Genomic DNA, 25342 nt, shown 5'->3' on the forward strand with positions numbered 1-25342 from the left:
GCATCGTCCTACTTGACCTTGATGGTGCGATAGATCGAGTACTTCGACGTGATGTAGGCGTTGCCCCGGTAGAGCACGCGGATCTTGTGGGTCCCCTTCTTAAGCTCGGGGAGCCGGATCGTCTTCTTGCCTCGACCACTGCCCGACAGCTTCGTCGTCACGATGCGCTTCTTGCCGTCATACACGCGAAGGTAACCGGTCGGGCTCGCGAACAGGTTGGGTCGCTCGGTGACCGTGACCTTGAGGGCGGCGCGCTTGCTCTTGCTGACCTTCTTGGGCAGCTTGGTCGTGACCTTGGCGGTGAGCTTGCGGATCGTCACGGTCTTGCGCGGCGACGATGCCTTGGGCGTCGTCCCGTTGCCGAGGTAGGCGGCCCGCAGGCTGTGCTTGCCGGGCTTGAGCGCCTTGCCGGACACGCGGGCCGAGGCGACACCGCCGGCGACCTGGCCGGTCGCGACGACGGCACCGCTGTCGGTGCGGAACTGCACCTGTCCGCTCGTCGCGCCGGGGACCGTGGCCTTGATCGTGTAGGCGGAGCCGTAGCGCGGGGAGGATGCCGGGAGGGTGACGCCGACGTTAGGACCTGCAGGGACCGCCGCGGTGCCAACCGACGCGTTGGTCAACCGGGCAAAGGCTGCCGTGGACGGGGTGATCGTGACGGTGATCGACTTGCCGGCATCGGCAGCGGTGGGCCAGTAGACGGCCGACGTGCCCTTGACGACGCCTGCGACCTTCCAGGTGTACCTGGGCGACGGCGTGCGGACCCATGATCCCAACGAGGTGCGTAGCGGCTCGCCGATCGTGAGTGCACCGCTGATCACGGGCTTGCTGAGCGGCGCCTGCACTCGGCTGAGATCGAGCAGCCCGCGGCCGCACCACTTGCGGCCTCGAGCCGTGCAGTTCAGGTCGTACACGTACCCCTCGACCCGCTTGCGTGCATAGCTCGACGACTTCGGTCGAAAGGGCGACACCGATGCATAGATCGCGTTGGTCAAGGCACCGGGCGTCGTGAAGCCCAGGGAGTAGAGCAGCGCTGCTGCGCCGGCGACCTGCGGCGCCGCCATGCTGGTGCCCTGCTGGGCCGCGTAGCCGTAGCTGGCCGACGGGCCCTGCGTGCCGGCATTGCTCAGCGAGTAGATGACGTCGTTCTTGCCCTCGACCGTCGAGTCTCCACCTGGCGCCGACAAGTCGACCGTCGATCCGATGTTGGAGTAGATCGCGCTGAAGCCCTTGGCGCTCGTCGCGCCGACCGAGATGAATCCCGGGCAGGAGGCCGGGGTGGCGAGGTTGGCGTTCGCACCGTCATTGCCTGCTGCTGCGACGAAGATCGCGCCACGGCTGTTTCCGCGCTGTGCGTAGTAGCTGAACAACTGGCAGGCCTGGTTGCGCGAGGCCTTGCTGAGCGGCGGGCTCGCCAAGGACATGTTGACGATCTTGGCCGGTCCGCTCGATGCATACTCCATCGCCGCGACGATGTCGCTGCTCCACCCACCACAGCTGCCCAGCGCACGGATGGGCTGCACCTTGACGTTCGGCGCCACCGCCGCGATTCCCTGACCATTGTTGGTGGCGGCAGCGATCTGACCGGCCACGAAGGTGCCGTGCCACGAGCTGTTGCTCTTGCGCGATCCGGGTCCGCACTCCCCTGCGGCATTCCAGTCACCCGGGTCGCTCGGGTCGTTGTCGCGGCCGCCGCCGTCGCGCGGCAGGACACCGCCGTCGCCGGAGACGAAGTCGTAGCCGGGCACGATCTTTCCGGCGAGATCAGGATGCCCGGGCAGGATGCCCGAATCGATCACTGCGACGACGGTGCCTGTCGAACCTTCGGTCTTGCGCCACAACGAGGGCGCCTTGATGCTGTAGCCACCGACCGGCGAGCTCACGGTGCTCCAGAGATTGCGCTGCGAGCTGAAGCCCGGATCGTTCTTGTTGACCGGCGGGGCGGCCTGAGTGCCCATCAGCCGATCGGGGACAGCCCACTCGACGTCGCTGCGCTCGGCAACAGCTGCGGCCACCTCGTCGGCCTCGTCACCCGCGATGGGCTCGTCGAACTCGACCGTCGAGACCTTGGTCGAGACCTTGTCGTCGGCAACGACCTCAGCTGCCGAGCCGAGTGCGGCATCAGCAGCCGCCAGCAGCCCGTCAGAGGGCACCGAGGTCGTCGTCTTGACGATGAGACCGCGCGCCAGGTCGGGGACCGTGTCGTCGACCGGGTCGGGTGCAGCTGGACCACCCTTGGCAGGAGCCAACGAGGGCTTGGGGGCCTCGTTGGCCGAGGCGCTGAAACCGGTCAGCGAGAGGGCCAGGCAGCTGACGAGCGTGACGGTCAGCGTACGGCGCGGTCCAGAAGCAGATCGAAGCATGTGCACAGACAGATTCCCCACCGAAGAACGCTCCGGGCATCTGGCCGCGGAGCAGTAGCAAGAAATTACCATTGCCCACCGACGGCAAGACGCCCGCCACCTCACGGTGACGGGCGTCCTGATGGTGACAGATGACTACTTGGCGTCGTCCTCGGCCGGAGCCTCAGCCGCATCCTCGGCCTCGGCGACAGGCGCCTCGGTCTCGAGAACTTCCTCGGCCGGAGCCTCGGACTCCACATCGGTCTCGACCTCTTCGACCGGGGCGGCCTTCTCGGTCTTGGCCTTCTTGGCAGTCTGGTTCTGAGCGCCGAACTGCTTGGCCTCGACGATCTCGATGACGGCCATGGGGGCGTTGTCGCCCTTGCGCGGCGCGACCTTCGTGATGCGCGTGTAGCCGCCGGGACGGGTCGCCATGGCGGGACCGATCTCGGTGAACAGCGTGTGCAGGATGCTCTTGTCACGGATGACCTTGACGACCTGGCGGCGGTTGGCCACCGTGTCGGTCTTGGCCTTGGTGATCAGTGCTTCCGCGTAGGGACGCAGACGGCGGGCCTTGGCCTCCGTCGTCGTGATCTTGCCGTGCTCGAACAGGTTCTGCGCGAGGTTGGCAAGGATCAGACGCTGGTGCGACGGGCTACCGCCGAGGCGAGGTCCCTTGGTGGGGGTGGGCATTGTTGTTCTCCAAAATCTTTCAGGCTGTGGCCGTCAAGGTCGGGCAGTACTCAGTACTGCTCGTCCTCGGCGAAGCTGGCGTCGTCGTCGTACGCATCGATGACAGCGGACGGATCGAATCCGGCCGGGCTGTCCTTGAGCGAGAGGCCCATCTCGATGAGCTTGGCCTTGACCTCGTCGATCGACTTCGAACCGAAGTTGCGGATGTCGAGCAGGTCCTGCTCCGAGCGCGTGACGGCGGCCCACGGTGTGGACGCCCTCGCGCTTGAGGCAGTTGTACGAGCGGACCGTGAAGTCGAGGTCTTCGATCGGCAGAGCCAGGTCGGAGCAAGCTGCTCGTCGACCGGGCTCGGGCCGATGTCGATACCTTCAGCCTCGACGTTGAGCTCGCGCGCCAGACCGAACAGCTCGACGAGAGTCGAACCGGCCGACGCGATCGCGTCACGAGGAAGAATCGACTTCTTGGTCTCGACATCGATGACGAGCTTGTCGAAGTCGGTACGCTGCTCGACACGAGTCGCCTCGACCTTGTAGGTCACCTTCAGGACCGGCGAGTAGATCGAGTCGACCGGCATGCGGCCGATCTCTTCGTCACCGGACTTGTTCTGAACCGCCGACACGTAGCCGCGGCCACGCTCGACGACGAGCCGATCTCGATCTTGCCCTTGCTGTTGAGCGTGGCGATGTGCAGATCGGGGTTGTGGACCTCGACACCAGCCGGGGGCTGGATGTCGGCGGCGGTCACGTCACCTTCACCCTCCTTGCGGAGGTACATCACGACAGGCTCGTCGTTCTCTGACGAGACGACAGTTCCCCTTGAGGTTCAAGATGATCTCGGTGACATCCTCGGTCACGCCGGGGATGGTCGAGAACTCGTGAAGCACACCGTCGATCTTGATCGAGGTGACAGCTGCACCCGGGATCGACGACAGCAGCGTACGACGCAGCGAGTTGCCGAGGGTGTAGCCGAAGCCGGGCTCGAGAGGCTCGATGACGAACCGCGAACGGAAATCGTCGACAACCTCTTCGGACAGGGCGGGGCGCTGGGCGATCAGCATAGTTTTCTTCCTTTCCGAACCAACCGATATTTGAAGGTCCGGGTAGTGCTCCGTTGCCAGAGCGGGTGGGAGATCAGATCTTGGAGTAGAACTCCACGATCAGCTGTTCCTGGATCGGAACCGTGATCTGCTCGCGAACGGGACGCTGGTGGACGAGGATGCGACCGCGGTCGGGCGCAACGTCGATCCAGCCGGGGACGGTGTCCTTGTCGTGGGTCTCACGCGCGACGATGAACGGCGTGGTCTCCAGCGACTTGGGCTTGACGTCGATGATGTCGTGCTTGCTCACCTGGAACGACGGGATGTCGGTCTTGACGCCATTGACGATGAAGTGACCGTGGTTGACGGCTGACGAGCGTGACGACGCGTACGGGCGAAGCCTGCACGGTAGACGACGTTGTCGAGACGCGACTCCAGGATCTGGAGCAGGTTGTCACCGGTCTTGCCGGGACGACGCGAGGCGAGCTCGTAGTACTTGCGGAACTGCTTCTCGAGCACTCCGTAGGTGTAACGCGCCTTCTGCTTCTCGAGCAGCTGGTTGCGGTACTCCGACTCCTTGACGCGCGCGCGGCCGTGCTGGCCGGGAGGGTAAGGACGCTTTTCGAATGCAGCGTCACCACCGACGAGGTCGATGCCGAGACGGCGCGACTTCTTGGTGAGAGGTCCGGTGTAACGGGCCATGAGTGATAACTCCTAGAAAATTCGTGGGGCAGCGACGACGTCAGAGACGACGGTGCTTGGGAGGACGGCAGCCGTTGTGGGGGCTGGGGGTCACGTCGGAGATGGTGCCGACCTCGAGGCCGACTCCGCTCAGCGACCGGATCGCCGTCTCGCGGCCCGAACCGGGGCCCTTCACGAAGACGTCGACCTTCTTCATCCCGTGCTCCATCGCCTGACGACCGGCCGACTCGGCGGCCATGCCGGCGGCGAACGGTGTCGACTTGCGCGAGCCCTTGAATCCGACGGTTCCGCCGGAAGCCCACGAGATCACGGCGCCCGAAGGATCCGTGATGGTCACGTGTGTGTTGTTGAACGTGCTCTTGATGTGGGCTTCGCCCGCAACGACGTTCTTCTTCTCTTTGCGGCGGACCTTCTTGCCAGCTGTCTTAGGAGGCATGCGCTATCACTTCTTCTTTCCGGCGACGGTGCGCTTGGGGCCCTTGCGGGTACGCGCGTTGGTCTTGGTGCGCTGGCCACGAACGGGCAGGTGCGCACGGTGACGGCGGCCCTGGTAGCTGCCGATCTCCATCTTGCGGCGAATGTCAGCCGTGACGGTACGACGCAGGTCGCCCTCGGTCTGGTAGTTCGCTTCGATGTGATCACGAAGCGCGACGAGGTCATTGTCGTCGAGCTCGTGGACGCGCTTGTTCGGGTCGATCCCGGTAGCGGCGAGGGTCTCGACGGCGCGGGTGCGGCCGATCCCGAATACATATGTGAGTGCGATCTCGATGCGCTTTTCGCGCGGGAGATCTACTCCTACGAGGCGTGCCATGTAGGCATTTCCTTCCGTTGAGCGAGGTGTGGTCACCTGATGCATCCCGACTGCCTCCCAGGCTGCTCCTCCCAGGAGGGAAAGAGTGCTCCTGGAGCCGGGCCCCGGCCTACGCTTCCGGGGGTGACCCGCCGCCTGCCAGAGATGAATCTGTCGGGTGGTGGGAGCGATCAGATGTTTCGTGTTGCTACTGCTGTGAAGAAGCTTGCTTAGCCCTGACGCTGCTTGTGACGCGGGTTTTCGCAGATCACCATGACGCGGCCATGGCGACGAATCACCTTGCACTTGTCACAGATCTTCTTCACGCTCGGGTTGACCTTCATCGAGAGTCTCTCTTTGCGATCTGAACGTGGCTGTTGAGTTTGTTGCTGTCGTGCTGTGCTGCTCTTTACTTGTAGCGGTAGACGATGCGCCCGCGGGAGAGGTCATACGGCGAAAAGCTCCACGACGACCCGGTCCTCGGGAAGGATGCGGATGTAGTGCTGACGCATCTTGCCGCTGATGTGCGCGAGAACCTTGTGGCCGTTGGCCAGCTCGACGCGGAACATTGCGTTGGGCAGCGCCTCGACTACGGCACCTTCCATCTCGATGACGCCTTCTTTTTTCGCCATAACCTCTTCTTTGGTTGCACTGCTGGGGTGTAGCCTGGTTCTGGTGTAGCCCGTCTACCATCGGCCGGGGCGCATCATTGTGACACCGCCGAAGCGGCGACCGGAGCACTGATTTCATGCACAAAGACGTGGACCCAGAAAGGCCGACTCCCAATTCTACGCCTACGCGGGCGGCAGACTCAAATCGCGGTCATCCCGTCGACCGCCGCCTGGGCCACCTGGTCGACCAGGGCGACCCCCCTCCTCGGCGCGTGTTGCCGTCGGAGAGCACAGCGACGAGGTAGGTGCGGCCTGCCGCTTCGATCCTGCCGATGCTCGTGACGTCCCACGCCCCGGTGGTCGAGCGCTGCAGGAAGCCCACCTTCAGCGCAGCATCGCCGCTGTCGTCCGCCGCAGCGGAGACACCGAAGTTCTGGGCCTCGACGACGTTTGACATCAGGTCGGCCACATACTCCTGCGCGCTGGCCGTCAGCACCGAGCCTGAACCGAAGACCACTTGCAGCAGCGCGATCTGGTCGTCGCTCGTGGTCTGGGTGAGCCCCCAGCTGCCGTTGGCGCCGACCTCGGTGTCGTCCAGGCCGATCAGCTGGTTGAACGCGTCGAGGCCTTCCTTGCCGCCGACGGCCTCGAACAACGCGGTGGCCGCTGCGTTGTCGCTCCGCTCGATCATCGCCGCGGCTTGTGCCCGCTCGCTGTCGCTCATTTCCGTGCCAGCCTGCTGGTGCCCGTGCAGGAGCGCGGCGAGGATGTCGACCTTCACGATGCTCGCGGTGTCGAACTCGCCTCCGCCGTAGGTCAGGGCCGCTCCCGAGTCGAGGTCGAGCACCGAGACCGAGTACCTCGCGTCCGTGGAGATGGCTTCCAGCGCGACCGTCGTCGGTTCTTCCGCCGTGGTCGTCGTCTGCGAGACCGGGGTCAGCGGAGCCACGGCAACCGTCGACACTCCGGCACTGGAGTCCTGGGCCGTGGCGAGCGCTGCCCCACCGATCAACGTGCCGGTCAGCACCGCACTGGTGAGCCATGTCTTGAACGTCCACGTCATCATGATTCGACGCTAGGAACGACGCCTGGGCGCATCCTCCGCGCACGCTGTCACTCGCATGTGAGCCGTCTCCGACGGGACCTTGGTCCCGCGTTCATGTCACACCAGCCCCACGCGTCACGTAGAGTGTCGGCGTGTCGCGTTCACCGATTGCACTTGCTGTGCTACTTTTCGCCGCTCTTCTGGTTCCGGCGAGCCCTGCGCAGGCCGCCTACAGCGTGCTCTGCACGGGCTACTCGTCGTGCGAGGGCAAGGGCTACTCGCACGGCGGCTACGAGTCGCACAAGGGCACCAGCGACTGGAACATGTACACCGGGACGAACTGCACCAACTACGTCGCCTACCGCCTCGTCACGACCAACGGCATGCCCAACAAGCGTCCCAAGGCCGGCGTCGGCAACGCCCGCGACTGGGGCACCACGATGTCGTCGGTCACCGACAACGTCCCCACGGTCGGATCCGTCGCCTGGTGGGGCAAGACCGGCAATCACGTCGCGTACGTCGAGAAAGTCGTCTCCTCGACCGAGGTCTTGGTCTCCGAGTCCAACTGGAGCGGCGCGTTCGACTGGCGCAAGATCACCAAGTCGGGCTCCGGCTGGCCCGATGGATTCATCCACTTCTCCGATCCGCGGATCGTCAACGAGACCAAGCCCGAGGTCGTCGGCACACCCAAGGTCGACACCGCGATCAAGGCAACGGGCGGGGTGTGGAGCCCGACGGGCAACACCTACACGTACCAGTGGCTGGCCAACGGCACCGCGATCAGCGGCGCGACCGCCAAGACGTTCACTCCATCCGCAACCCACGCCACCAAGAGCTTCTCGGTCCGGGTCACCGCGGCTCGTCCGAGCTATCCGACGGTCAACGTCACTTCGCCGGCGATCGAGGTCGAGCGCGGCACGTTCAAGAGGACCACCGCCCCCGCCGTGACCGGCACCCCCAAGGTCGACTCGACCCTCACCGCTGCATCGGGCGCCCTGGCCCCGGTTGCGACCAACCAGACCTACCTGTGGTTCGCCGATGGCGTCGCGATCAGTTCCGCACGCTCGTCGACGTTCAGTCCCGGGCCCGAGCTCGTCGGCAAGAAGATCAGCGTGCGGATCAGATCGGCCCGCAGCGGATACACGACCAACGAGGCGACCTCGGCGCAGGCCGCCGCGGTCGCGCTGGGCGATATTCTCTCGACGGTCCGACCTGCGATCTCCGGCACCGCCGCGGTCGGCTCCCGCCTCACGTCGTCGGCGGGCACCTGGTCCAAGACCGGGCTCACACTCGGCTACCAGTGGCGGGCCAACGGCGTGGCCATCGCCGGCGCCACGGCGGCACGCTACGACGTGACCCCCGCTGATCGAGGCAAGACGCTCGACGTCGTGGTGACCGCTCGCCGCAACGGCTACGTCTCGGCGACGGCCGCCGCGCGCTCGACGACCGCCGTGGTGCCAGGAACCTTCACGGCACGGTCTGCCCCCACCGTCTCCGGCGCGATGCGAGTCGGCTCGAAGCTGACCGCGTCGACTGGCAGCTGGTCAGCCACCGGTGCCTACTCCTACCAGTGGTACTCAGACGGCTCCGCGATCAAGGGAGCGACGCAACGCACCTACGTGCCGACTCGCCACGACCTGGGTGATCGGCTTCGCGTGCGGGTCACGTTGCGCCGTGACGGCTTTACCACCGCTTCCGCGCTCTCTGCTCGCGCCGCCGCCGTGACGTCCGGCCGCATCAGCATCTCCGCCGCGCCCACCGTCACGGGCTCACCACGCCTCGGCTCGGTGCTGAAGGTCGCCCCCGGCGTCCACTCCCCCAGCAACACGTCGCTGCGCTACCAGTGGCTGCGGGACGGCAAGAAGATCTCCGGTGCGACCAAGCGGACGCACCGCGTGTCGAAGACCGACCTCGGTCATCGACTGACCGTCAAGGTGACCATGTCGGCGAGCGGCTACACGCCCCGGTCGAGCACCACGGCGAGCATCGGCCGGGCCACGGCGACCGCCAAGCTCTCGGCCTCAGCGTCGGCACCGGGCAGCCGGAAGGTCACCTTCTCGATCAGGGTCTCCGCCTCCCGGACAGCAGCACCCGATGGCACGGTGACGATTCGTTCGGGCACCAAGAGGCTCGTGACCGCCAAGGTACGCCGGGGCCGTGCCACGGTCTCGCTGAGCAAGCAGCCGGTCGGACGTCAGACCTACCAGCTCACGTTCAACGGCACCAAGACCGTGTCGACCGCGACGTACAGCCGCTCCGTCACGGTGCGCTGAGAGCGGCTCACCATCGCGGCCGCGGCAGCACGCCAGCTTTTTTCTTTTTCTCTCGTGTTCCGCGTCACGATCGCGAGTCAGCCCCGTCTCATCTGCGATCGGAATCAGTCGTCGGCTCCGTCAGGTGCCCGACGACATCCCAAGATGCCGCGTGAGGACAGCTCAGGAGACGTATGAACACTCGGAAACTCGCGGAGGTCGCAGACCTTCCCGGACTCGACGATCTCGAGACGTCCGAGCTGCTTGCACTGGTCCATCAGGGCAACCGAGCGGCCTACGCGACGCTCTACGACAGATATGCCTACCCCGCTCACCGCCTGGCACGCCACCTCGGCATGCGCGACGAAGCCGAGGACGTAGTGGCGGAGTCGTTCGCACGGATCCTGGATCTCATGCGACGAGGCAAGGGTCCCGCCTCCAACTTCCGCAGCTACCTGTTCACGACAGTGCGCCACGAGGCTGGCCACCGCGCCAAGGCCCGCCAGAAGGTCGTGCCGACCGATGACGAGTCGCAGATCGACTCTCCCGTGCCGTTCGGCGGCAACCAGCTCGACCAGTTCGAGCGCAGCACGATCCGGGCCGCCTACGAGTCGCTGCCCCCGCGATGGCAGAGCGTGCTGTGGCAGCTCGACGTCGAAGGGCACAAGCCGCACGAGCTGGCGGAAGCACTCCACGTGTCACCCAACAGCGTTTCAGCGCTCGCGTACCGGGCCAGGGCGGGCCTTCGAGAGGCCTATCTGCAGCAGCACGTCGCTGGCGCCGACCCTGGAGCCAGCCAGGCCTGCGTCGACGCGCGTTCACAGCTCCCCCTCGCTCGTGCAGCACTCAGCGGGTTCCCGAGCAGTCGAAAAGACTCATGCTCATCTGGCACACTGCGAGGAATGCATGGCGGCCTACACGGACCTGCAGGCGACCGGTTCCGAGATCGGGCTCCCTGTCCCGGCGTTGCCACGCTGATCCGAGCACGTCCATCCCTGACCGTTTCCGACACCTGAAAGGCCGCACCGTCCCGTGACAGAGATGTCGAGCATGACCTCCGAAGTCAGCGATGCCGAGCTGATCAGTGCCGTCCGCACCGGTGACCTCGACTCGTACGGCGAGCTGTTCGCGCGCCATCGGGATGCTGCGACCCGTCTCGCACGGCAGCTCGTCCCAGGTCCAGACGCCGACGACCTCGTGGCTGAGTCGTTCGCCAAGGTCATGACGGTGCTGCAGGCAGGCAAGGGACCCGACGAGTTCTTCCGCGCCTATCTCCTGACGAGCATCCGTCGGCTGCACATCGACCGCATCCGGGCGGGCAAGCGGCTGCGCACGACAGGTGACGAGGCCGAGCTCGACCGCGCCGTCGAGTTCGTCGACCCAGCCGAGATGAAGTTCGAGCAGCAGGCCGCCGCGGAGGCGTTCGCATCGCTGCCTGAGCGGTGGCAGATGGTGCTGTGGCACCTCGACGTCGAGGGCCAGAAGCCCGCACAGGTCGCCCCGCTGCTCGGCATGACCGCGAACAGCGTCTCAGCGCTCGCCTACCGCGCTCGCGAGGGTCTCCGCGCGGCCTACCTGCAGAGCCACTTGGCGCCTACCCTCGACGATGCGTGCAAGACCACGACCGGCCTTCTGGGCCAGTACGTCCGCCAGTCCTTGCGAGCTCGTGACACGGCGAACGTCGAGAAGCACCTCGACACGTGCAGCCGCTGCTCCGGGCTGTACCTCGAGCTCGTCGAGGTCAACGGCAATCTGTCCGGACTGCTCGCCCCGGCGCTGCTGGGCACGGCCGCCGCCGGCTACCTCGGAGCGACCGGCACCCTCGCCTCGATGGGTGCACTTCTGGGCTCGGCGCCCAAGAAGCTTCAGAGCGCCACGTCCAACAGCCCGGTGACAGTCGCTGCCGTCGGCGCCGCCACACTGGCAGTCGTGGCGGGAGTGGTCGGCATCGCAGTCGTCGCCAGCGGCGACGAGGCGCCTCCGGCTGCCAGGACGCAGCCCTCCCCCAGCTCACCACCTTCTGCCCCGGCCCCGACGTCGGCACCGTCCGAGCCAGCTGCGACCAAGCCCTCCCCCGAGGACGACGACGCCGACCTCGCCTCGCCGCCGTCCCAGCCACCGCCCTTCGTGCCGGCTCCGGTCGACCCAGAGCCGCAGAAGGACGATGTCGAGCCCACGACGCCCGCGCCCACCACGAAGCCGACTCCCCGGCCGACCAAGACTCCGCGGCCCAGTCCGACCCCCACGACCCCTGCACCGACGACGCCCACTCCGCTCGGACCCACCGCGACGAACTACTCGACCTCGGTCGCCTTCACCGACAACCCGGACGAGAACCTCGAACGCCAGGTGGCCGTGGCGGTCTCGGCCGGTGGCGAGGCACCACGCGGAAACACGGTCACGGTCTCGATGAGCTTCGACGCGCTTTCGGGTCCCGTGACGTTTCGCGGAGGTTCCATCGCCAGCTGGAACTGTGACTCGTTCGCATCCGGAGACACCATGACCGCCATGACCTGTTCACGTGTCCAGACCGGATCGTCGGTGCCGGCCATCGTCTTCTCCGTGCATGGCGTGAACCCGGGCGTGCGGATCAACGTCGCAGCCACGGACAATGTCGACAGCGGCTTCTGAGACCACCGCGCGGGCCTGCAACTACGGCAATCCGAGCAGCTGTCCCCCGTTCTGACCTCTAGGCGACGGCGTCGAACACGACGAGCCACGTTCCGTCGACGTTTTCGACGTCGTAGGACTCACCCGGGTTGTCATTGCCCCAGTCGATCGTGACTTTGGCGGTCGTCCCCTGCGACGGGCCAGCCGTGTAGGTGACGTCGTCGAGCTCGGTCCCCTCGTCTGCGAAGGAGCCTTCAGCCGCCTCGACGTCGCCGCAGTCGACTGCGGACGGCGTCACCACGAGCGCCTTCACAGCGTCGCAGTCTCCGGCGTCGAGGGCGCGCATCGGCTGCTCCACGGCTGCAGCCGGACCGGATGCCGCTGATGCGGTCGGAGCGGTCGGGGCAGGCGACTCAGTCGACCCACCCCCACCGGAGTCTGACGTCCCGCACGCAGCCACCAGGACGAGGGACATGGCAGCAAGCAGGAGTCTCATGCTCCTAGTCTCCCCCATAGGGCACACCGAGCTCAGCGAGTCGTGCCTTGCCGCCGTCGAGCGCCGTCAGCACCCACGCCCCGCGGTCGGTCAACGTGAAGGTGTGCTCGAAGTGCGCGGCCCACGATCCGTCAGTCGTCACGACGGTCCAGTCGTCGGCCAATGTCCGCGAGTCGGCGGTGCCGAGCGAGACCATCGGCTCCACGGCCAGGGCCAGACCCTTGACGAGCTTGGGGCCGCGGCGCGGCTTGCCGTAGTTGTAGACGCTGGGCGGCTGATGCATCTCTGAACCGATGCCGTGACCCGTGTAGCCCTCGACGATGCCGTAGTCACCGGCTTGCGAGATCGTGGTCTCGATCGCGTGGCTGATGTCGGTCAGACGTCCACCGAGCCGGGCCGCGGCCAGACCCCGCCACAGCGACTCCTCGGTGACTCGCATCAGCTCGCGCACCTCGTCGGGCACGTCACCGACGGCCACAGTGATCGCAGCGTCGCCGTGCCAGCCGTCGACGATGGCCCCACAGTCGATCGAGACGATGTCGCCGTCACGCAGCACCCCGCGAACCCGGGATCCCGTGCACGACCTCGTCATTGACCGACGTGCAGATCACCCCGGTGAAACCGTGATAGCCGAGGAAGTTGGACGTCGCGCCGCATGACCGGATCGACTCGTGCGCGATGGCGTCGAGCTCACCGGTCGTGACACCGGCCACTGCACTCGATCGCAACAGCTCCAGTGTCTTGGCGACGACCAGGCCAGCGGCCCGCATCGACTCGATCTGCGCCGGAGTCTTGATCTCGATACCGCGCTCGAACATGCGCTGAGCAACCAGACTGACTAGGAGGGAAGCGCTGCGTCGATGCGCTTGGTGACCTCGTCGACATCGCCCATGCCGTCGACCTTGATCAGCTGACCACGCGAGCTGTAGACCTCGATCAGCGGCGACGTCTCGGCGGTGTAGACGTCCTGTCGGTGCCGGATGACCTCTTCGGTGTCATCGGCCCGACCGCTGGTCTCCGCCCGCTTCAGCAGCCGCTGGATGAGCTCTTCGGAATCGACGACCAGCTCGATGACGCCGTCGAGGGGCGTGCCCAGCTCGTCGAGGATCCCGTCGAGCGTCGCGACCTGGTCGACCGTGCGCGGGTAGCCGTCGAGGATGAAGGCCTCACGCGCATCGTCTTGTGCCAGCCGGTCCCTGACCATGGCGTTCGTGACCTCGTCGGGCACGTACTCGCCCGCATCCATGTAACGCTGCGCAGCCTGACCGAGCTCGGTCTGGTCACGCACGTTCGCGCGGAAGATGTCACCCGTGGAGATGTGCGCTCCACCGATGCGTTCGGCCAAGGACACTGCCTGTGTGCCCTTGCCCGCTCCGGGAGGACCCATGATGAGGAGACGCATTTACTTGAGGAACCCTTCGTAGTTGCGCTGCTGCAACTGGCTTTCGATCTGCTTGACGGTATCGAGGCCGACGCCGACGATGATCAGCAAGGTCGTGCCGCCGAACGGGAAGTTCTGGCTGGCACCGATCAAGGCGATGGCGATCATCGGGATGAGCGCGATGAGACCGAGGTACAGCGCACCCGGTGCCGTGATGCGGCTCAGGACGTAGGCCAGGTACTCCTGCGTGGGACGCCCAGCACGGATGCCCGGGATGAACCCGCCGTACTTCTTCATGTTGTCGGCCACTTCTTCGGGGTTGAAGGTGATCGACACGTAGAAGTAGGTGAAGAACACGATCAGGGTGAAGAAGGTGATCATGTAGAGCGGGTGATCGCCCTTGACGAAGTTGTCGTTGATCCAGGTGGCCCAACCGGCACCCGAGTTGAACTGCGCCATGAGCGCTGGGAGGTACATCAGCGAGGAGGCGAAGATGACCGGGATGATGCCGGCCTGGTTGACCTTGAGCGGGATGTACGTCGAGGATCCGCCGAACATGCGGCGACCCACCATGCGCTTGGCGTACTGCACCGGGATACGGCGCTGAGCCTGCTCGATGAAGATCACGGCCGCGACGATGACCAGACCGATGAGGATGACCATCGTGAAGGTCGTCCAGCCCTTGGTCTGCTTGATCTGCCACATGGCGCCGGGGAACGTCGCGACGACCTGCGTGAAGATCAAGATCGACATGCCGTTGCCGACACCCCGGTCGGTGATCAGCTCGCCGAGCCACATGATCACGGCGGTGCCGGCGACCATCGTGAGCACGATGAGCAGGAAGGACAGGATGCTGTCCTCGTTGTACAGCAGCGGACCAGTCTCAGCACCGCCGAACAAGTTGCCGCTGCGGGCCAACGCCACGATGCCGGTGGCTTGCAAGATTGCCAGCCCCAGCGTCAGGTAGCGGGTGTACTGCGTGATCTTGGTCTGTCCGGCCTGGCCCTCTTTCTTGAGGGCCTCCAGACGGGGGATCACGACGACGAGCAGCTGCAAGATGATGCTGGCCGTGATGTAGGGCATGATGCCCAGCGCAAACACGGTCAGCTGCAGCAGGGCGCCGCCGGAGAAGACGTTGATGAGCGCGAACAGGCTGCTGTTCTCGCCAGTGGAGGCCGCGTCGACGGCGTCTCTCACGTTCCCGACATTGATGCCGGGGGCCGGCATCGTCGATCCCAGACGGAACAAGACGATGACGAACAGGACGAAGAGGATCTTTTTACGCAGATCGGGCGTCCGGAACGCATTAACGAAGGCGCTGAGCACCGCGATCCTCCTCGTGCACGTGGTGTGCTTCGGTATGACGGACAAAAGCGGGCTTTCGCCCGCTAGATGACTCTAACAGCCCAGATGAGCAGCCGGGGCAGGACGTGCGTCCTGCCCCGAACAGCATCAACCAAGAATGGTGACGCTGCCGCCTGCTGCTTCGATCTTGGACTTGGCCGAGGCCGAGAACTTGGTCGCCGTGATGTTGACCTTCACGGTGATCTCGCCCTGTCCCAGGACCTTGACGGGCTGGTTCTTGCGAACCGCGCCGTTGGCGACGAGCGACGCGATGTCGACGTCTCCACCCTGGGGGTACAGCCTCGATGCGATCGAGGTTGACGACCTGGAACTCCACGCGGAACGGGTTCTTGAACCCCTTCAGCTTGGGCAGGCGCATGTGGATGGGAACCTGTCCACCCTCGAAGCCGGCGGGAACCTGGTAACGAGCCTTCGTACCCTTGGTTCCGCGACCAGCCGTCTTGCCCTTCGAGCCCTCACCACGACCAACACGGGTCTTGGCAGTCTTGGCTCCAGGGGCCGGGCGCAAGTGATGCAGTTTAAGCGCCATGATCAGTCGACCTCCTTGACGTCCACGAGGTGCGGGATGGACTCAGCCATGCCGCGGAGCTCGGGACGATCCTCAACGACAACCACGTCGCCGATCCGCTTGAGACCGAGCGAGCGCAGGGTGTCGCGCTGGTTCTGCTTGCGTCCGATACCGGACTTGGTCTGGGTTACCTGAAGCTTGGCCATCAGACACCCGCTCCGGCATCAGCCTTGGCCTTGGCCTCGGCGATGCCTTCCTTGCCGGCGCGAAGCAGAGCTGCCGGAGCAACCTCTTCGACCGTCAGGCCACGACGCGCTGCAACCTGCTCAGGCGATTCGAGGAGCCTCAGGGCTGCCACGGTCGCGTGAACGATGTTGATCGCGTTGGACGAGCCGAGCGACTTGCTCAGGACGTCGTGGACGCCAGCAGCCTCGAGCACGGCGCGGACCGGTCCACCGGCGATGACGCCGGTACCCGGGGACGCGGGGCGCAGGAAGACGACGCCAGCCGCCTTCTCGCCCTGCACGGGGTGCGGGATGGTGCCCTGGATCCGGGGAACGCGGAAGAAGGACTTCTTGGCCTCTTCGACGCCCTTCGAGATCGCGGTAGGCACTTCCTTGGCCTTGCCGTAACCGATGCCGACCTGACCATCGCCGTCGCCGACGATCACGAGAGCGGTGAAGCTGAAGCGACGACCACCCTTGACGACCTTGGCGACACGGTTGATCGTGACGACCTTCTCGATGTACTGCGACTTCTCGGCTCCGCGGTCGTTGCCACGACCCCGTCCGCCTCCGCCTCCGCGGCGCTGCTGCCCGCTCATGCGGCACTCCTCACGATGTGGATTTCAGTGGTGTTGGTCATCAGAACTCCAGTCCGCCCTCGCGAGCGCCATCCGCGAGAGCGGCGACGCGACCGGCGTACTTGTTGCCCGCGCGGTCGAAGACCACGGTGCCAACGCCAGCTGCCTTGGCGCGCTCGGCGACGAGCTCGCCGACGCGCTTGGCCTTGGCCGACTTGTCATCGCTCGAAGCGCGCAGGTCGGCTTCCATCGTCGACGCCGATGCGAGGGTGTGTCCCTCGAGGTCGTCGACGATCTGAGCAACCATGTGCTTGCTGGAGCGAGTGATGACGAGACGCGGACGCTCCGCCGAGCCGTGGATCTTCTTGCGACCACGGATCTGGCGACGCAGGCGCGAAGCCGTACGACCCTTGATGCTCTTGTTGTGCCTGATCGAGATAGCCATGGACTACTTACCAGCCTTTCCGACCTTGCGACGAACATGCTCGCCGGAGTAACGGACACCCTTGCCCTTGTAGGGCTCGGGCTTGCGGATCTTGCGGATGTTCGCAGCGACCTCGCCGACAGCCTGCTTGTCGATGCCGATGACCGAGAAAGCCGTGGGCTTCTCGACGGCGAACGTGATGCCCTCGGGAGCCTTGACGACGACCGGGTGGCTGAAGCCGAGTGCGAACTCGAGCTCCGTCGGGCCCTTGGCGACGACGCGGTAACCGACGCCGACGATCTCGAGCTTCTTCTCATAGCCCTCGGTGACACCGACGACCATGTTGCTGATCAGCGTGCGCGACAGGCCATGGAGGGCCTTGCTGCGACGCTCGTCGTTCGGACGCTCGACCGAGAGCGAACCGTCGTCGGCCTTGTTGACCGTGATGGGTTCGGCAACGGTGTGCGCGAGCTCGCCCTTCGGGCCCTTGACGCGAACGTCCTGGCCTTCGATGGTGACCTCGACGCCCGAAGGGATCGTGACAGGAATCTTGCCAATGCGTGACATGGTTCAGGCCCCTCTCACCAGACGTAGGCGAGGACTTCTCCGCCTACGCCCTTCTGGTTGGCCTGGCGGTCAGTGAGCAGACCCTGGCTGGTCGAGATGATCGCCACGCCGAGGCCACCGAGGACCTTGGGCAGAGCGGTCGACTTCGCGTAGACGCGCAGTCCCGGCTTGCTGATGCGGCGGATACCGGCGATCGAACGCTCGCGGTGCGGGCCGTACTTGAGGGTGATGGTCAGCGTCTTGCCGACCTCGCCCTCGGCGGGCTCAGCGACGTCGATCGACGTGATGTAGCCCTCCTGCTTCAGGATCTCGGCGACGCCGGCCTTCAGCTTGGAGTACGGCATCGACACGCTGTCGTGGTATGCCTGGTTGCCGTTGCGGACACGCGTGAGCATGTCTGCGATCGGATCGGTCATTGTCATGAGTGTGTGTTTCCATTTCTCGCCGCGGTTTCCGTATCGTCTTCAGCTGAACGAGCAAGCTGGATCGTTCGAGTGAGAAGGGACCTACGCCGTAGTTAGAGGTAAGTGATTACCAGGGAGCTCTTGGTGATGCCCGGGCAGCTCACCGCGGTGTGCCATCTCGCGAAGGCAGATGCGGCAGAGCCCGAACTTCTTGTAGACCGAGCGGGGTCGGCCACAACGCTGGCAACGGGTGTAGCCGCGAACCGCAAACTTGGGCTTGCGAGCGGCCTTGACCTTGAGTCCAGTCTTCGCCATGTCAGTTCTCCTTGTAGGGGAAGCCGAGCAGCTTGAGCAGCGCGCGCCCCTCGTCGTCGTTGGTCGCCGTCGTCACGATCGTGATGTCCATACCACGCGAGCGATCGATCTTGTCCTGATCGATCTCGTGGAACATGACCTGCTCGGTCAGACCGAACGTGTAGTTGCCGCGGCCGTCGAACTGCTTGGGGCTCAGGCCACGGAAGTCGCGGATGCGGGGCAGCGCGAGCGTCAGCAGACGATCGAGGAACTCCCACATGCGGTCGCCACGCAGCGTGACGTGCGTGCCGATCGGCATGCCCTCACGCAGCTTGAACTGTGCGATGGACTTGCGAGCCTTGGTGACCTGCGGCTTCTGGCCGGTGATCGCGGTGAGGTCCTTGATGGCCCCCTCGATCAGCTTGCCGTCGCGGGCTGCCTCGCCGACGCCCATGTTGACGACGATCTTGGTCAGACCGGGAACCTGCATGACGTTCGAGTACTCGAACTGCTCACGCAGAGCCGGAAGGATCTCTTCGCGGTAGCGCGTCTTCAGACGAGGGATCGTCGTAAGCTTCTGTCGTGCTCATTCTCAGATCTCCTTTCCGGTCTTCTTGGCGATGCGGACGCTGCGCTGTGCGGCGTACGTGGATCCGTCGGGACGCGTCTTGGTGACGTCGTCGCGGCGGTAACCGACACGAGTCGGCTCCTTGTCGGCGAGCAGCATGACGTTCGAGATGTGGATCGGGGCTTCGCTGGTGATGATGCCGCCCGAGCCAACGCCGCCAGCCTGAGTCGGCTTGGTGTGACGCTTGACGCGGTTGACGCCTTCGACAATGACCCGGTCGTGCTCAGCGAGCACCTCGATGACCGAACCGGTCACGCCCTTGTCCTTGCCAGCGATGACCTTGACCTGGTCACCCTTGCGAATGCTGACGGTGCCTTTGCGGGCCATGTCAGAGCACCTCCGGTGCGAGAGAGATGATGCGCATGAACTTCTTGTCGCGAAGCTCACGGCCGACGGGGCCGAAGATGCGCGTTCCGCGCGGATCTCCGTCCGCCTTGAGGATGACGGCTGCGTTCTCGTCGAACTTGATGTACGAACCATCGGGACGACGGCGCTCCTTGACGGTGCGCACGATGACTGCCTTGACGACATCACCCTTCTTGACGTTTCCGCCGGGGATGGCGTCCTTCACGGTGGCGACGATGGTGTCACCGATGCCCGCGTAACGACGGCCCGAGCCACCGAGGACACGGATGCAGAGGATTTCCTTTGCACCGGTGTTGTCGGCAACCTTGAGTCGAGACTCCTGCTGAATCATCTGTCGTCTCCTACTTGGCCTTCTCGAGGATCTCGACGATGCGCCAACGCTTGGTCGCCGAGAGCGGACGGGTCTCCATGATCAGGACCCGGTCGCCGATGCCGGCAGCGTTGGACTCGTCGTGAGCCTTGCAGCTTGATGTTGCGACGCAGGACCTTGCCGTAGAGCGCGTGCTTGACGCGGTCCTCGACATTGACCACGACGGTCTTGTCCATCTTGTCGCTGACGACAAGACCCTCACGGGTCTTGCGCGTGGTGCGATCGTTGGTCACTACTTCTGCCTTCTTGTCGTCGCTCATGCCTTGGCCCCCTCAACAGCGGAGTCTTCGACGATGCCGAGCTCGCGCTCGCGCATGACGGTGTAGATCCGCGCAATGTCCTTGCGCACTGCCCGGAGGCGGGCGGTGTTGTCGAGCTGGCCCGTGGCGTTCTGGAAGCGCAGGTTGAACAGCTCTTCCTTGGCTTCGGCCAGCTTCTCAGCCAGATCCTCGGCGCTGACGGCACGCAGCCGCTGCAGTCGTGATGGATGCCATCACGAGCCACCCTGTCTCTCGCGTGATGAAGCGTGCCTTCATGGGCAGCTTGTGGATTGCGCGGCGCATGGCCTCGCGTGCGGTCTTCTCGTCGACACCCGACAGCTCGAACATGACGCGTCCGGGCTTGACGTTGGCAACCCACCACTCGGGCGAACCCTTACCGGAACCCATGCGGGTCTCGGCAGGCTTCTTGGTCAGCGGGCGGTCGGGTAGATGTTGATCCAGACCTTGCCGCCACGCTTGATGTGACGCGTCATGGCGATACGAGCGGACTCGATCTGACGGTTGGTCACGTACGCAGCGGTGACGCACTGGATGCCATAGTCACCGAACGCCAGCTCGGTGCCACCCTTGGCTGCGCCACGGCGCGCCGGGTGGTGCTGCTTGCGGTACTTGACCCTACGGGGCATCAACATCAGGAAGCCTCCCCTGCCGGAGTAGCAGCCACTGCCTCGGCCGGAGCCTCGGTGGCGGCGGGTGCAGCGGTCTCTGCCGCTGCTGCGGAATCCTCGCGCGCGGGGCGCTCGGGGCGACGTGCGCCACCAGCTCCACCACGTGCGGGACGGCGGTTGCTGCCAGGCGCAGCTGCGCGCTTGGCGGCTTCGGCCTCGCGCTCAGCGCGGGTGCCGGCAACTTCGCCCTTGTAGATCCAGACCTTGACGCCGATGCGGCCGAAGGTCGTCTTGGCCTCGTAGAAGCCGTAGTCGACGTCAGCGCGGAGCGTGTGCAGGGGCACGCGGCCCTCGCGGTAGAACTCCGAGCGCGACATCTCAGCGCCACCGAGACGGCCCGAGCACTGGATACGAATACCCTTGGCGCCCGAACGCATCGTCGACTGCATCGCCTTGCGCATCGCGCGACGGAACTGCACGCGGCCCGAAAGCTGCTCTGCAACACCCTGCGCGACCAGCTGCGCGTCCATCTCGGGGTTCTTGACCTCGAGGATGTTCAGCTGCACCTGCTTGCCGTGAGCTTCTCGAGGTCACCGCGGATGCGGTCAGCCTCAGCGCCACGGCGGCCGATGACGATGCCGGGGCGAGCAGTGTGGATGTCGACGCGGACGCGGTCACGCGTGCGCTCGATCTCGACACGGCTGATGCCGGCGCGGTCCATGCCCTTGGTGAGCATCTTGCGGATCTGCACGTCTTCACCGACGTAGCTCTTGTAGAGGCTTGTCGGCGTACCAACGGCTCTTGTGATCCGTCGAGATGCCCAGTCGGAACCCGTGCGGGTTGATCTTCTGTCCCACTATCGGTTCCCGCCCTTCTTCTTCGAGGTTTTGGTGGCTGCCGCGAGGCGCTTGGCCTCGACGAACTCGGCCGGCTGGACGACCACGGTCAGGTGGCTGCTGCGCTTGAGGATGCGGTTGGCCGCACCCTTGGCGCGCGGGCGCCAGCGCTTCATCGTCGGGCCCTCGTCAACGTGGACCGTCGTGATGATCAGCGTCGACCGGTCGAGACCTTCAGTGGTCTCGGCGTTGGCCGCTGCGCTGTCGACGGCTTGTAGAAGACCTCGGCAACAGCCTGCGGTGCGAACTGCAGGATGGCCAGGGCGTTCTCCACGGACTCACCGCGGATCAGGTCGCCGATACGGCGCGACTTCTGCGCGGTGACGCGCACGAAGCGGGTCACTGCGAACGCGCCGGGCTCGTCGCCCAGCAGACGCTCGCGGCGAGCGCTCACGTTCTCACGGGTTGCTGCACTCATCGCCTCTTCGCCTTCCGGTCGTCCTTCTCGTGACCACGGAACGTGCGGGTCGGAGCGAACTCGCCCAGCTTGTGTCCGACCATCGAGTCCGTGATGAACACGGGCACGTGCTTGCGGCCATCGTGCACGGCGATCGTGTGCCCGATGAAGGACGGCAGGATCATCGAGCGGCGCGACCAGGTCTTGATCACGTTGTGAGTGTCGGCGGCATTCTGCGCGTCGACCTTCTTCTCAAGGTGCCCGTCAACGAACGGGCCCTTCTTCAAACTGCGTGGCATCTGTTAACCAATCCTTCTCAGCGGCCGGACTTGCGGCGGCGGACGATCTGGGAGTCGCTGGCCTTGCGCTTGCGCGTACGGCCTTCCGGCTTGCCCCACGGGCTGACCGGGTGACGTCCACCGGACGTCTTGCCCTCGCCACCACCGTGCGGGTGATCGACCGGGTTCATCGCGACACCGCGGACGGTCGGGCGGACGCCCTTCCAGCGCTTGCGTCCGGCCTTGCCCCAGTTGATGTTCGACTGCTCGGCGTTGCCGACCTCGCCGATCGTGGCGCGGCAGCGGACGTCGACGTAGCGCATCTCGCCGGAGGGCAGACGCAGCTGAGCCTTCGAGCCTTCCTTGGCGACGCTGCACCTTGACGCCGGCGGACCGGCCCATCTTGGCGCCGCCACCGGGACGGAGCTCGATGCAGTGCAGCAGGGTGCCGACCGGGATGTTGCGAAGCGGCAGGTTGTTGCCAACCTTGATGTCGGAAGCCGGTCCGGCCTCGACGGGCATGCCCTGCTTGAGACCCTCGGGCGCGATGATGTAGCGCTTCTCGCCGTCCGCGTAGTGCAGGAGCGCGATGCGCGCCGTGCGGTTGGGGTCGTACTCGATGTGTGCGACCTTCGCGGGGATTCCGTCCTTGTCGTAGCGACGGAAGTCGATGATGCGGTAGGCGCGCTTGTGTCCACCACCCTGGTGACGAGTCGTGATCCGGCCCTGGTTGTTGCGGCCACCCTTCTTGGGCAGCGGCTCGACCAGGGACTTCTCCGGTGTCGTGCGGGTGATCTCGGCGAAGTCAGCGACGCTCGAGCCACGACGGCCCGGCGTTGTCGGCTTGTATTTGCGAATAGCCATATGTCCTCAGTCCTCAGGCGCTCGGCGTCGAGAAGATGTCGATGCTCTGACCGGGCGCGACACTCACGATTGCTCGCTTGGTGTCCTTGCGCTTGCCCAGACCTGTCTTGGTGCGACGGGTCTTGCCCTTGCGGTTGAGCGTGTTGACCGAAGTGACCTTGACGCCGAAGATCTTCTCGACGGCGATCTTGATCTCCGTCTTGTTGGCGTCGGGGTGCACGACGAACGTGTACTTGTTGTCATCGAGCAGGCCGTAGCTCTTCTCGCTGACGACCGGCGCGATCAGGATGTCGCGGTGGTCTTTGTAGATCGTGCTCACTGGTCTCCTCCAGCCTTCGTGAAGCCTGCAGCCTCAGCCGTCTCGGCGGAGTCGAACCAGACCTCGGCGACAGTGGCTTCGTACCACTGGCCGTCAGGCTCGTGGTACTTCATCGAGTCTTCGTTGCCCTTGATCTCGTGGCCCTTGGGAGCGTTGCCGCTCTTGAGCGGGGCCTTGGAACCGGGGCCGTAGGGCTGCGTCGCGGTAGCGCCGGCCTTGGCTTCGGGCTTGGCAGCATCAGCCTTGTCGTCGGCGGCCGGAGCCTCGACGACCTTGGCTGCTTCAGCCTTCTTCGGCTCAGCCTTCTTGGCCGGAGCCTTCTTCGCCGGTGCCTTCTTGGCGGCCGGGGCGTTGTCCTTGGCGGACACCTCGGTCGCTGCGGCGCTCAGCGCGATCGTCTCTGCACCCTCGGCCGAACGCGCCGCCACGAAGGCGTCGAATGCGGTCTGGGTGAAGATCAGGTCGTCAGCCTTCAGCACGTCGTACGTGTTGAGCTGATCGAACGTGAGGATCACGGCGAGGTCGACGTTGCGCAGGCTCAGTGCCGTGATCGTGTCTTCACGGTCGACGACGATGAGCACGCGGGGGGCGAGTCGTGAGACCAGCCAGCGTCGCGATGGCCTGCTTCGTCGAGGGAGTCTCGCCGGAGACGAAGCTCTCGATGACGTGCAGGCGACCCGTGCGAGCCCGGTCGGACAGGGCGCCGCGCAGAGCAGCAGCCTTCATCTTCTTGGGGGTGCGCTGGTCGTAGTCGCGCGGCTTGGGCCCGTGCACGATGCCACCACCGTTGTACTGGGGTGCGCGGATCGAGCCCTGACGAGCGCGGCCGGTGCCCTTCTGGCGGTACGGCTTCTTGCCGCCGCCGGCGACCTCGCCACGCGTCTTGGTGCTGTGCGTGCCCTGGCGTGCCGCAGCGAGCTGTGCGACGACGACCTGGTGGATCAGCGGGATGTTGGTCTGAACGTCGAAGATGTCGACGGGCAGCTGGGCATCGATGCTGCCCTTGGGAAGTGTCAGTGCCATGGTGTCAGGCTCCCTTCACTGCAGAGCGGATGACGACGAGCGCACCCTTGGGTCCGGGCACTGCGCCCTTGACCAGGATGACGCCCTTGTCGGCGTCGACCGCGTGGACCTTGAGGTTCTGGGTGGTGACCTGCTCGGCACCCATGTGACCGGCCATGCGCAGACCCTTGAAGACACGACCCGGGGTGGCGCAGCCACCGATCGAGCCGGGCTTGCGGTGGTTGCGGTGCGCACCGTGCGAGGCGCCGACGCCGGAGAAGCCGTGACGCTTCATGACGCCTGCAAAGCCCTTGCCCTTGCTGGTCGCGGTGACGTCGATGACGTCGCCCGCGGCGAAGATCTCCGGGGAGATCTCCTGGCCCAGCGTGAAGTCGGCGATGGCCTCGGTGCGGATCTCGACCACGTGACGGCGCGGCGTGACGCCGGCCTTCGCGAAGTGGCCGGCGACCGGCTTGTTGATCTTGCGTCCGTCGATCTCGCCGAAGCCGACCTGGACGGCCGAGTAGCCGTCGGTCTCACGCGTACGAATCTGCGTGACGACATTGGTGTCGGCGGCGATCACGGTGACGGGAATGATCTTGTTGTCGGCATCCCAGACCTGGGTCATGCCGATCTTGCGGCCCAGGAGGCCGCGCGTCGTGGCAGTGCTGCTGTCGCTCATTGGTCGCTTCCCCTCAGAGCTTGATCTCGATGTCGACACCGGCAGGCAGGTCGAGGCGCATGAGCGAGTCGACTGTCTTGGGCGTCGGGTCAATGATGTCGATGAGACGCTTGTGTGTGCGCATCTCGAAGTGCTCGCGGCTGTCCTTGTACTTGTGCGGCGAACGGATCACGCAGAAAACGTTCTTTTCGGTGGGCAACGGCACCGGTCCTGCGACCTTGGCGCCCGTGCGCGTCACCGTGTCGACGATCTTGCGCGCCGACGAGTCAATGACCTCGTGGTCGTAGGCCTTGAGCCGGATACGGATTTTTTGTCCCGCCATGCTCTC

At 65.3% G+C, this 25342-nt stretch carries 25 protein-coding genes and 12 pseudogenes; 3 read left to right on the top strand and 34 right to left on the bottom strand.

The window, feature by feature from the left end:
- Nucleotides 1–8: 8 nt before the first annotated feature.
- The 9 genes and pseudogenes from ACHMWU_RS06365 to ACHMWU_RS06405 all read right to left on the bottom strand — a co-directional run bounded on the left by ACHMWU_RS06365 (nt 9) and on the right by ACHMWU_RS06405 (nt 7241).
- The gene (locus ACHMWU_RS06365) at nt 9–2363 is read right to left on the bottom strand and encodes a S8 family serine peptidase (protein ID WP_396042150.1); all 2355 of its coding nucleotides are present in this window, start codon (nt 2361–2363) and stop codon (nt 9–11) included.
- Between the two features lie 135 nt (nt 2364–2498).
- Nucleotides 2499–3035 carry a 50S ribosomal protein L17 gene (gene rplQ, locus ACHMWU_RS06370; RefSeq protein ID WP_396042151.1) on the bottom strand — a complete coding sequence of 179 codons (537 nt, stop codon included), beginning with the start codon at nt 3033–3035 and terminating at the stop codon, nt 2499–2501.
- A 50-nt stretch (nt 3036–3085) separates the two neighbouring features.
- Nucleotides 3086–4093, bottom strand: a pseudogene (locus tag ACHMWU_RS06375) (DNA-directed RNA polymerase subunit alpha).
- Nucleotides 4094–4166: 73 nt separating this feature from the next.
- Nucleotides 4167–4774 (bottom strand): annotated as a pseudogene (rpsD, locus tag ACHMWU_RS06380) (30S ribosomal protein S4).
- A 40-nt stretch (nt 4775–4814) separates the two neighbouring features.
- A complete protein-coding gene (rpsK, locus tag ACHMWU_RS06385) occupies nt 4815–5210 on the bottom strand; it encodes a 30S ribosomal protein S11 (RefSeq protein ID WP_396042152.1) in 396 nt (131 codons plus the stop codon).
- 6 nt (nt 5211–5216) lie between these two features.
- Nucleotides 5217–5585 carry a 30S ribosomal protein S13 gene (rpsM, locus tag ACHMWU_RS06390; RefSeq protein WP_396042153.1) on the bottom strand — a complete coding sequence of 123 codons (369 nt, stop codon included), beginning with the start codon at nt 5583–5585 and terminating at the stop codon, nt 5217–5219.
- A gap of 209 nt (nt 5586–5794) precedes the next feature.
- Entirely contained in the window at nt 5795–5908 is a 114-nt protein-coding gene (gene rpmJ, locus ACHMWU_RS06395) for a 50S ribosomal protein L36 (protein WP_008361054.1), read from the bottom strand.
- Nucleotides 5909–5973: 65 nt separating this feature from the next.
- Nucleotides 5974–6196: pseudogene (gene infA, locus ACHMWU_RS06400) on the bottom strand (translation initiation factor IF-1).
- 190 nt (nt 6197–6386) lie between these two features.
- Nucleotides 6387–7241, bottom strand: coding sequence for a serine hydrolase (locus ACHMWU_RS06405; protein WP_396042157.1), 855 nt, complete (start codon nt 7239–7241; stop codon nt 6387–6389).
- Nucleotides 7242–7372: 131 nt separating this feature from the next.
- On the opposite strand from ACHMWU_RS06405, the gene ACHMWU_RS06410 reads away from it, so the two are divergent.
- The 3 genes from ACHMWU_RS06410 to ACHMWU_RS06420 all read left to right on the top strand — a co-directional run bounded on the left by ACHMWU_RS06410 (nt 7373) and on the right by ACHMWU_RS06420 (nt 12103).
- The gene (locus ACHMWU_RS06410; RefSeq protein WP_396042159.1) at nt 7373–9493 is read left to right on the top strand and encodes a CHAP domain-containing protein; all 2121 of its coding nucleotides are present in this window, start codon (nt 7373–7375) and stop codon (nt 9491–9493) included.
- Between the two features lie 173 nt (nt 9494–9666).
- Nucleotides 9667–10488 (top strand): RNA polymerase sigma factor, encoded by an 822-nt coding sequence (locus tag ACHMWU_RS06415; protein ID WP_396042161.1) that lies wholly within the window; start codon nt 9667–9669, stop codon nt 10486–10488.
- Between the two features lie 34 nt (nt 10489–10522).
- The gene (locus ACHMWU_RS06420) at nt 10523–12103 is read left to right on the top strand and encodes a sigma-70 family RNA polymerase sigma factor (protein ID WP_396042163.1); all 1581 of its coding nucleotides are present in this window, start codon (nt 10523–10525) and stop codon (nt 12101–12103) included.
- Between the two features lie 58 nt (nt 12104–12161).
- Here the strand turns inward: ACHMWU_RS06420 and ACHMWU_RS06425 are convergent, their stop codons facing one another.
- From ACHMWU_RS06425 to rpsJ, 25 genes and pseudogenes are all read right to left on the bottom strand, one after another.
- Complete coding sequence (locus ACHMWU_RS06425) at nt 12162–12578, bottom strand: hypothetical protein (RefSeq protein WP_396042165.1); 417 nt, start codon at nt 12576–12578, stop codon at nt 12162–12164.
- A 4-nt stretch (nt 12579–12582) separates the two neighbouring features.
- Nucleotides 12583–13396 (bottom strand): annotated as a pseudogene (gene map / locus ACHMWU_RS06430) (type I methionyl aminopeptidase).
- Between the two features lie 20 nt (nt 13397–13416).
- A complete protein-coding gene (locus ACHMWU_RS06435; RefSeq protein WP_396042167.1) occupies nt 13417–13980 on the bottom strand; it encodes an adenylate kinase in 564 nt (187 codons plus the stop codon).
- Complete coding sequence (secY, locus tag ACHMWU_RS06440; protein ID WP_396042170.1) at nt 13981–15285, bottom strand: preprotein translocase subunit SecY; 1305 nt, start codon at nt 15283–15285, stop codon at nt 13981–13983.
- Nucleotides 15286–15411: 126 nt separating this feature from the next.
- Nucleotides 15412–15853, bottom strand: a pseudogene (gene rplO, locus ACHMWU_RS06445) (50S ribosomal protein L15).
- A gap of 2 nt (nt 15854–15855) precedes the next feature.
- On the bottom strand, nt 15856–16038 hold the full coding sequence (gene rpmD / locus ACHMWU_RS06450; protein WP_396042172.1) for a 50S ribosomal protein L30: 183 nt from the start codon (nt 16036–16038) through the stop codon (nt 15856–15858).
- Nucleotides 16038–16655, bottom strand: coding sequence for a 30S ribosomal protein S5 (rpsE, locus tag ACHMWU_RS06455; protein WP_396042174.1), 618 nt, complete (start codon nt 16653–16655; stop codon nt 16038–16040). The genes rpmD and rpsE overlap by 1 nt, the downstream gene beginning before the upstream one ends.
- Before the next feature lie 40 nt (nt 16656–16695).
- Nucleotides 16696–17079 (bottom strand): 50S ribosomal protein L18, encoded by a 384-nt coding sequence (gene rplR, locus ACHMWU_RS06460; RefSeq protein ID WP_396042176.1) that lies wholly within the window; start codon nt 17077–17079, stop codon nt 16696–16698.
- 3 nt (nt 17080–17082) lie between these two features.
- Complete coding sequence (rplF, locus tag ACHMWU_RS06465) at nt 17083–17625, bottom strand: 50S ribosomal protein L6 (RefSeq protein WP_396042178.1); 543 nt, start codon at nt 17623–17625, stop codon at nt 17083–17085.
- A 14-nt stretch (nt 17626–17639) separates the two neighbouring features.
- Complete coding sequence (rpsH, locus tag ACHMWU_RS06470; RefSeq protein ID WP_396042180.1) at nt 17640–18047, bottom strand: 30S ribosomal protein S8; 408 nt, start codon at nt 18045–18047, stop codon at nt 17640–17642.
- Between the two features lie 95 nt (nt 18048–18142).
- A pseudogene (locus ACHMWU_RS06475) lies at nt 18143–18344 on the bottom strand (type Z 30S ribosomal protein S14).
- Between the two features lies 1 nt (nt 18345).
- Entirely contained in the window at nt 18346–18888 is a 543-nt protein-coding gene (gene rplE / locus ACHMWU_RS06480; RefSeq protein WP_396042993.1) for a 50S ribosomal protein L5, read from the bottom strand.
- A gap of 27 nt (nt 18889–18915) precedes the next feature.
- On the bottom strand, nt 18916–19278 hold the full coding sequence (gene rplX, locus ACHMWU_RS06485) for a 50S ribosomal protein L24 (RefSeq protein ID WP_396042182.1): 363 nt from the start codon (nt 19276–19278) through the stop codon (nt 18916–18918).
- 1 nt (nt 19279) lies between these two features.
- Nucleotides 19280–19648, bottom strand: a complete 369-nt coding sequence (gene rplN / locus ACHMWU_RS06490) for a 50S ribosomal protein L14 (RefSeq protein WP_019143636.1) — start codon at nt 19646–19648, stop codon at nt 19280–19282.
- Between the two features lie 10 nt (nt 19649–19658).
- A pseudogene (rpsQ, locus tag ACHMWU_RS06495) lies at nt 19659–19947 on the bottom strand (30S ribosomal protein S17).
- Nucleotides 19944–20165: a 50S ribosomal protein L29 gene (gene rpmC / locus ACHMWU_RS06500; RefSeq protein ID WP_396042995.1), complete on the bottom strand. Its 222-nt coding sequence runs from the start codon at nt 20163–20165 to the stop codon at nt 19944–19946. Before rpmC ends, rpsQ begins: the two are co-directional and overlap by 4 nt.
- Nucleotides 20125–20600 (bottom strand): annotated as a pseudogene (rplP, locus tag ACHMWU_RS06505) (50S ribosomal protein L16). Before rplP ends, rpmC begins: the two are co-directional and overlap by 41 nt.
- Nucleotides 20600–21433: pseudogene (gene rpsC, locus ACHMWU_RS06510) on the bottom strand (30S ribosomal protein S3). Before rpsC ends, rplP begins: the two co-directional pseudogenes overlap by 1 nt.
- Nucleotides 21433–21890, bottom strand: a pseudogene (rplV, locus tag ACHMWU_RS06515) (50S ribosomal protein L22). The pseudogenes rpsC and rplV overlap by 1 nt, the downstream one beginning before the upstream one ends.
- Nucleotides 21887–22168, bottom strand: a complete 282-nt coding sequence (gene rpsS / locus ACHMWU_RS06520) for a 30S ribosomal protein S19 (protein WP_232400711.1) — start codon at nt 22166–22168, stop codon at nt 21887–21889. Before rpsS ends, rplV begins: the two are co-directional and overlap by 4 nt.
- Nucleotides 22169–22185: 17 nt before the next feature.
- Nucleotides 22186–23011, bottom strand: a pseudogene (gene rplB, locus ACHMWU_RS06525) (50S ribosomal protein L2).
- 13 nt (nt 23012–23024) lie between these two features.
- The gene (rplW, locus tag ACHMWU_RS06530) at nt 23025–23330 is read right to left on the bottom strand and encodes a 50S ribosomal protein L23 (RefSeq protein WP_396042184.1); all 306 of its coding nucleotides are present in this window, start codon (nt 23328–23330) and stop codon (nt 23025–23027) included.
- Nucleotides 23327–24353 (bottom strand): annotated as a pseudogene (gene rplD, locus ACHMWU_RS06535) (50S ribosomal protein L4). Before rplD ends, rplW begins: the two are co-directional and overlap by 4 nt.
- Before the next feature lie 4 nt (nt 24354–24357).
- Complete coding sequence (rplC, locus tag ACHMWU_RS06540; protein WP_396042186.1) at nt 24358–25014, bottom strand: 50S ribosomal protein L3; 657 nt, start codon at nt 25012–25014, stop codon at nt 24358–24360.
- 13 nt (nt 25015–25027) lie between these two features.
- The gene (gene rpsJ / locus ACHMWU_RS06545) at nt 25028–25336 is read right to left on the bottom strand and encodes a 30S ribosomal protein S10 (RefSeq protein ID WP_012923688.1); all 309 of its coding nucleotides are present in this window, start codon (nt 25334–25336) and stop codon (nt 25028–25030) included.
- Nucleotides 25337–25342: the final 6 nt, after the last annotated feature.

The sequence above is a fragment of the Aeromicrobium sp. UC242_57 genome (assembly GCF_044452305.1).
GTDB lineage: Bacteria > Actinomycetota > Actinomycetes > Propionibacteriales > Nocardioidaceae > Aeromicrobium.

Excerpts from the sequence above, each read along its gene's own strand:
- rplR (WP_396042176.1), bottom strand. The coding sequence starts at position 17,079 with ATGGCTATCTCGATCAGGCACAACAAGAGCATCAAGGGTCGTACGGCT.
- rpsJ (WP_012923688.1), bottom strand. The coding sequence starts at position 25,336 with ATGGCGGGACAAAAAATCCGTATCCGGCTCAAGGCCTACGACCACGAG.
- rplN (WP_019143636.1), bottom strand. The coding sequence starts at position 19,648 with ATGATTCAGCAGGAGTCTCGACTCAAGGTTGCCGACAACACCGGTGCA.
- rplX (WP_396042182.1), bottom strand. The coding sequence starts at position 19,278 with ATGGCCCGCAAAGGCACCGTCAGCATTCGCAAGGGTGACCAGGTCAAG.
- rpsS (WP_232400711.1), bottom strand. The coding sequence starts at position 22,168 with ATGCCACGCAGTTTGAAGAAGGGCCCGTTCGTTGACGGGCACCTTGAG.
- rpmD (WP_396042172.1), bottom strand. The coding sequence starts at position 16,038 with ATGGCCAAGCTTCAGGTAACCCAGACCAAGTCCGGTATCGGACGCAAG.
- ACHMWU_RS06425 (WP_396042165.1), bottom strand. The coding sequence starts at position 12,578 with ATGAGACTCCTGCTTGCTGCCATGTCCCTCGTCCTGGTGGCTGCGTGC.
- rpsH (WP_396042180.1), bottom strand. The coding sequence starts at position 18,047 with ATGACAATGACCGATCCGATCGCAGACATGCTCACGCGTGTCCGCAAC.
- ACHMWU_RS06435 (WP_396042167.1), bottom strand. The coding sequence starts at position 13,980 with ATGCGTCTCCTCATCATGGGTCCTCCCGGAGCGGGCAAGGGCACACAG.
- rplC (WP_396042186.1), bottom strand. The coding sequence starts at position 25,014 with ATGAGCGACAGCAGCACTGCCACGACGCGCGGCCTCCTGGGCCGCAAG.
- ACHMWU_RS06420 (WP_396042163.1), top strand. The coding sequence starts at position 10,523 with ATGACCTCCGAAGTCAGCGATGCCGAGCTGATCAGTGCCGTCCGCACC.
- ACHMWU_RS06365 (WP_396042150.1), bottom strand. The coding sequence starts at position 2,363 with ATGCTTCGATCTGCTTCTGGACCGCGCCGTACGCTGACCGTCACGCTC.
- rpmJ (WP_008361054.1), bottom strand. The coding sequence starts at position 5,908 with ATGAAGGTCAACCCGAGCGTGAAGAAGATCTGTGACAAGTGCAAGGTG.
- ACHMWU_RS06405 (WP_396042157.1), bottom strand. The coding sequence starts at position 7,241 with ATGATGACGTGGACGTTCAAGACATGGCTCACCAGTGCGGTGCTGACC.
- rpsE (WP_396042174.1), bottom strand. The coding sequence starts at position 16,655 with ATGAGCGGGCAGCAGCGCCGCGGAGGCGGAGGCGGACGGGGTCGTGGC.
- rplF (WP_396042178.1), bottom strand. The coding sequence starts at position 17,625 with ATGTCACGCATTGGCAAGATTCCTGTCACGATCCCTTCGGGCGTCGAG.
- rpsK (WP_396042152.1), bottom strand. The coding sequence starts at position 5,210 with ATGCCTCCTAAGACAGCTGGCAAGAAGGTCCGCCGCAAAGAGAAGAAG.
- rplQ (WP_396042151.1), bottom strand. The coding sequence starts at position 3,035 with ATGCCCACCCCCACCAAGGGACCTCGCCTCGGCGGTAGCCCGTCGCAC.
- ACHMWU_RS06415 (WP_396042161.1), top strand. The coding sequence starts at position 9,667 with ATGAACACTCGGAAACTCGCGGAGGTCGCAGACCTTCCCGGACTCGAC.
- rpsM (WP_396042153.1), bottom strand. The coding sequence starts at position 5,585 with ATGGCACGCCTCGTAGGAGTAGATCTCCCGCGCGAAAAGCGCATCGAG.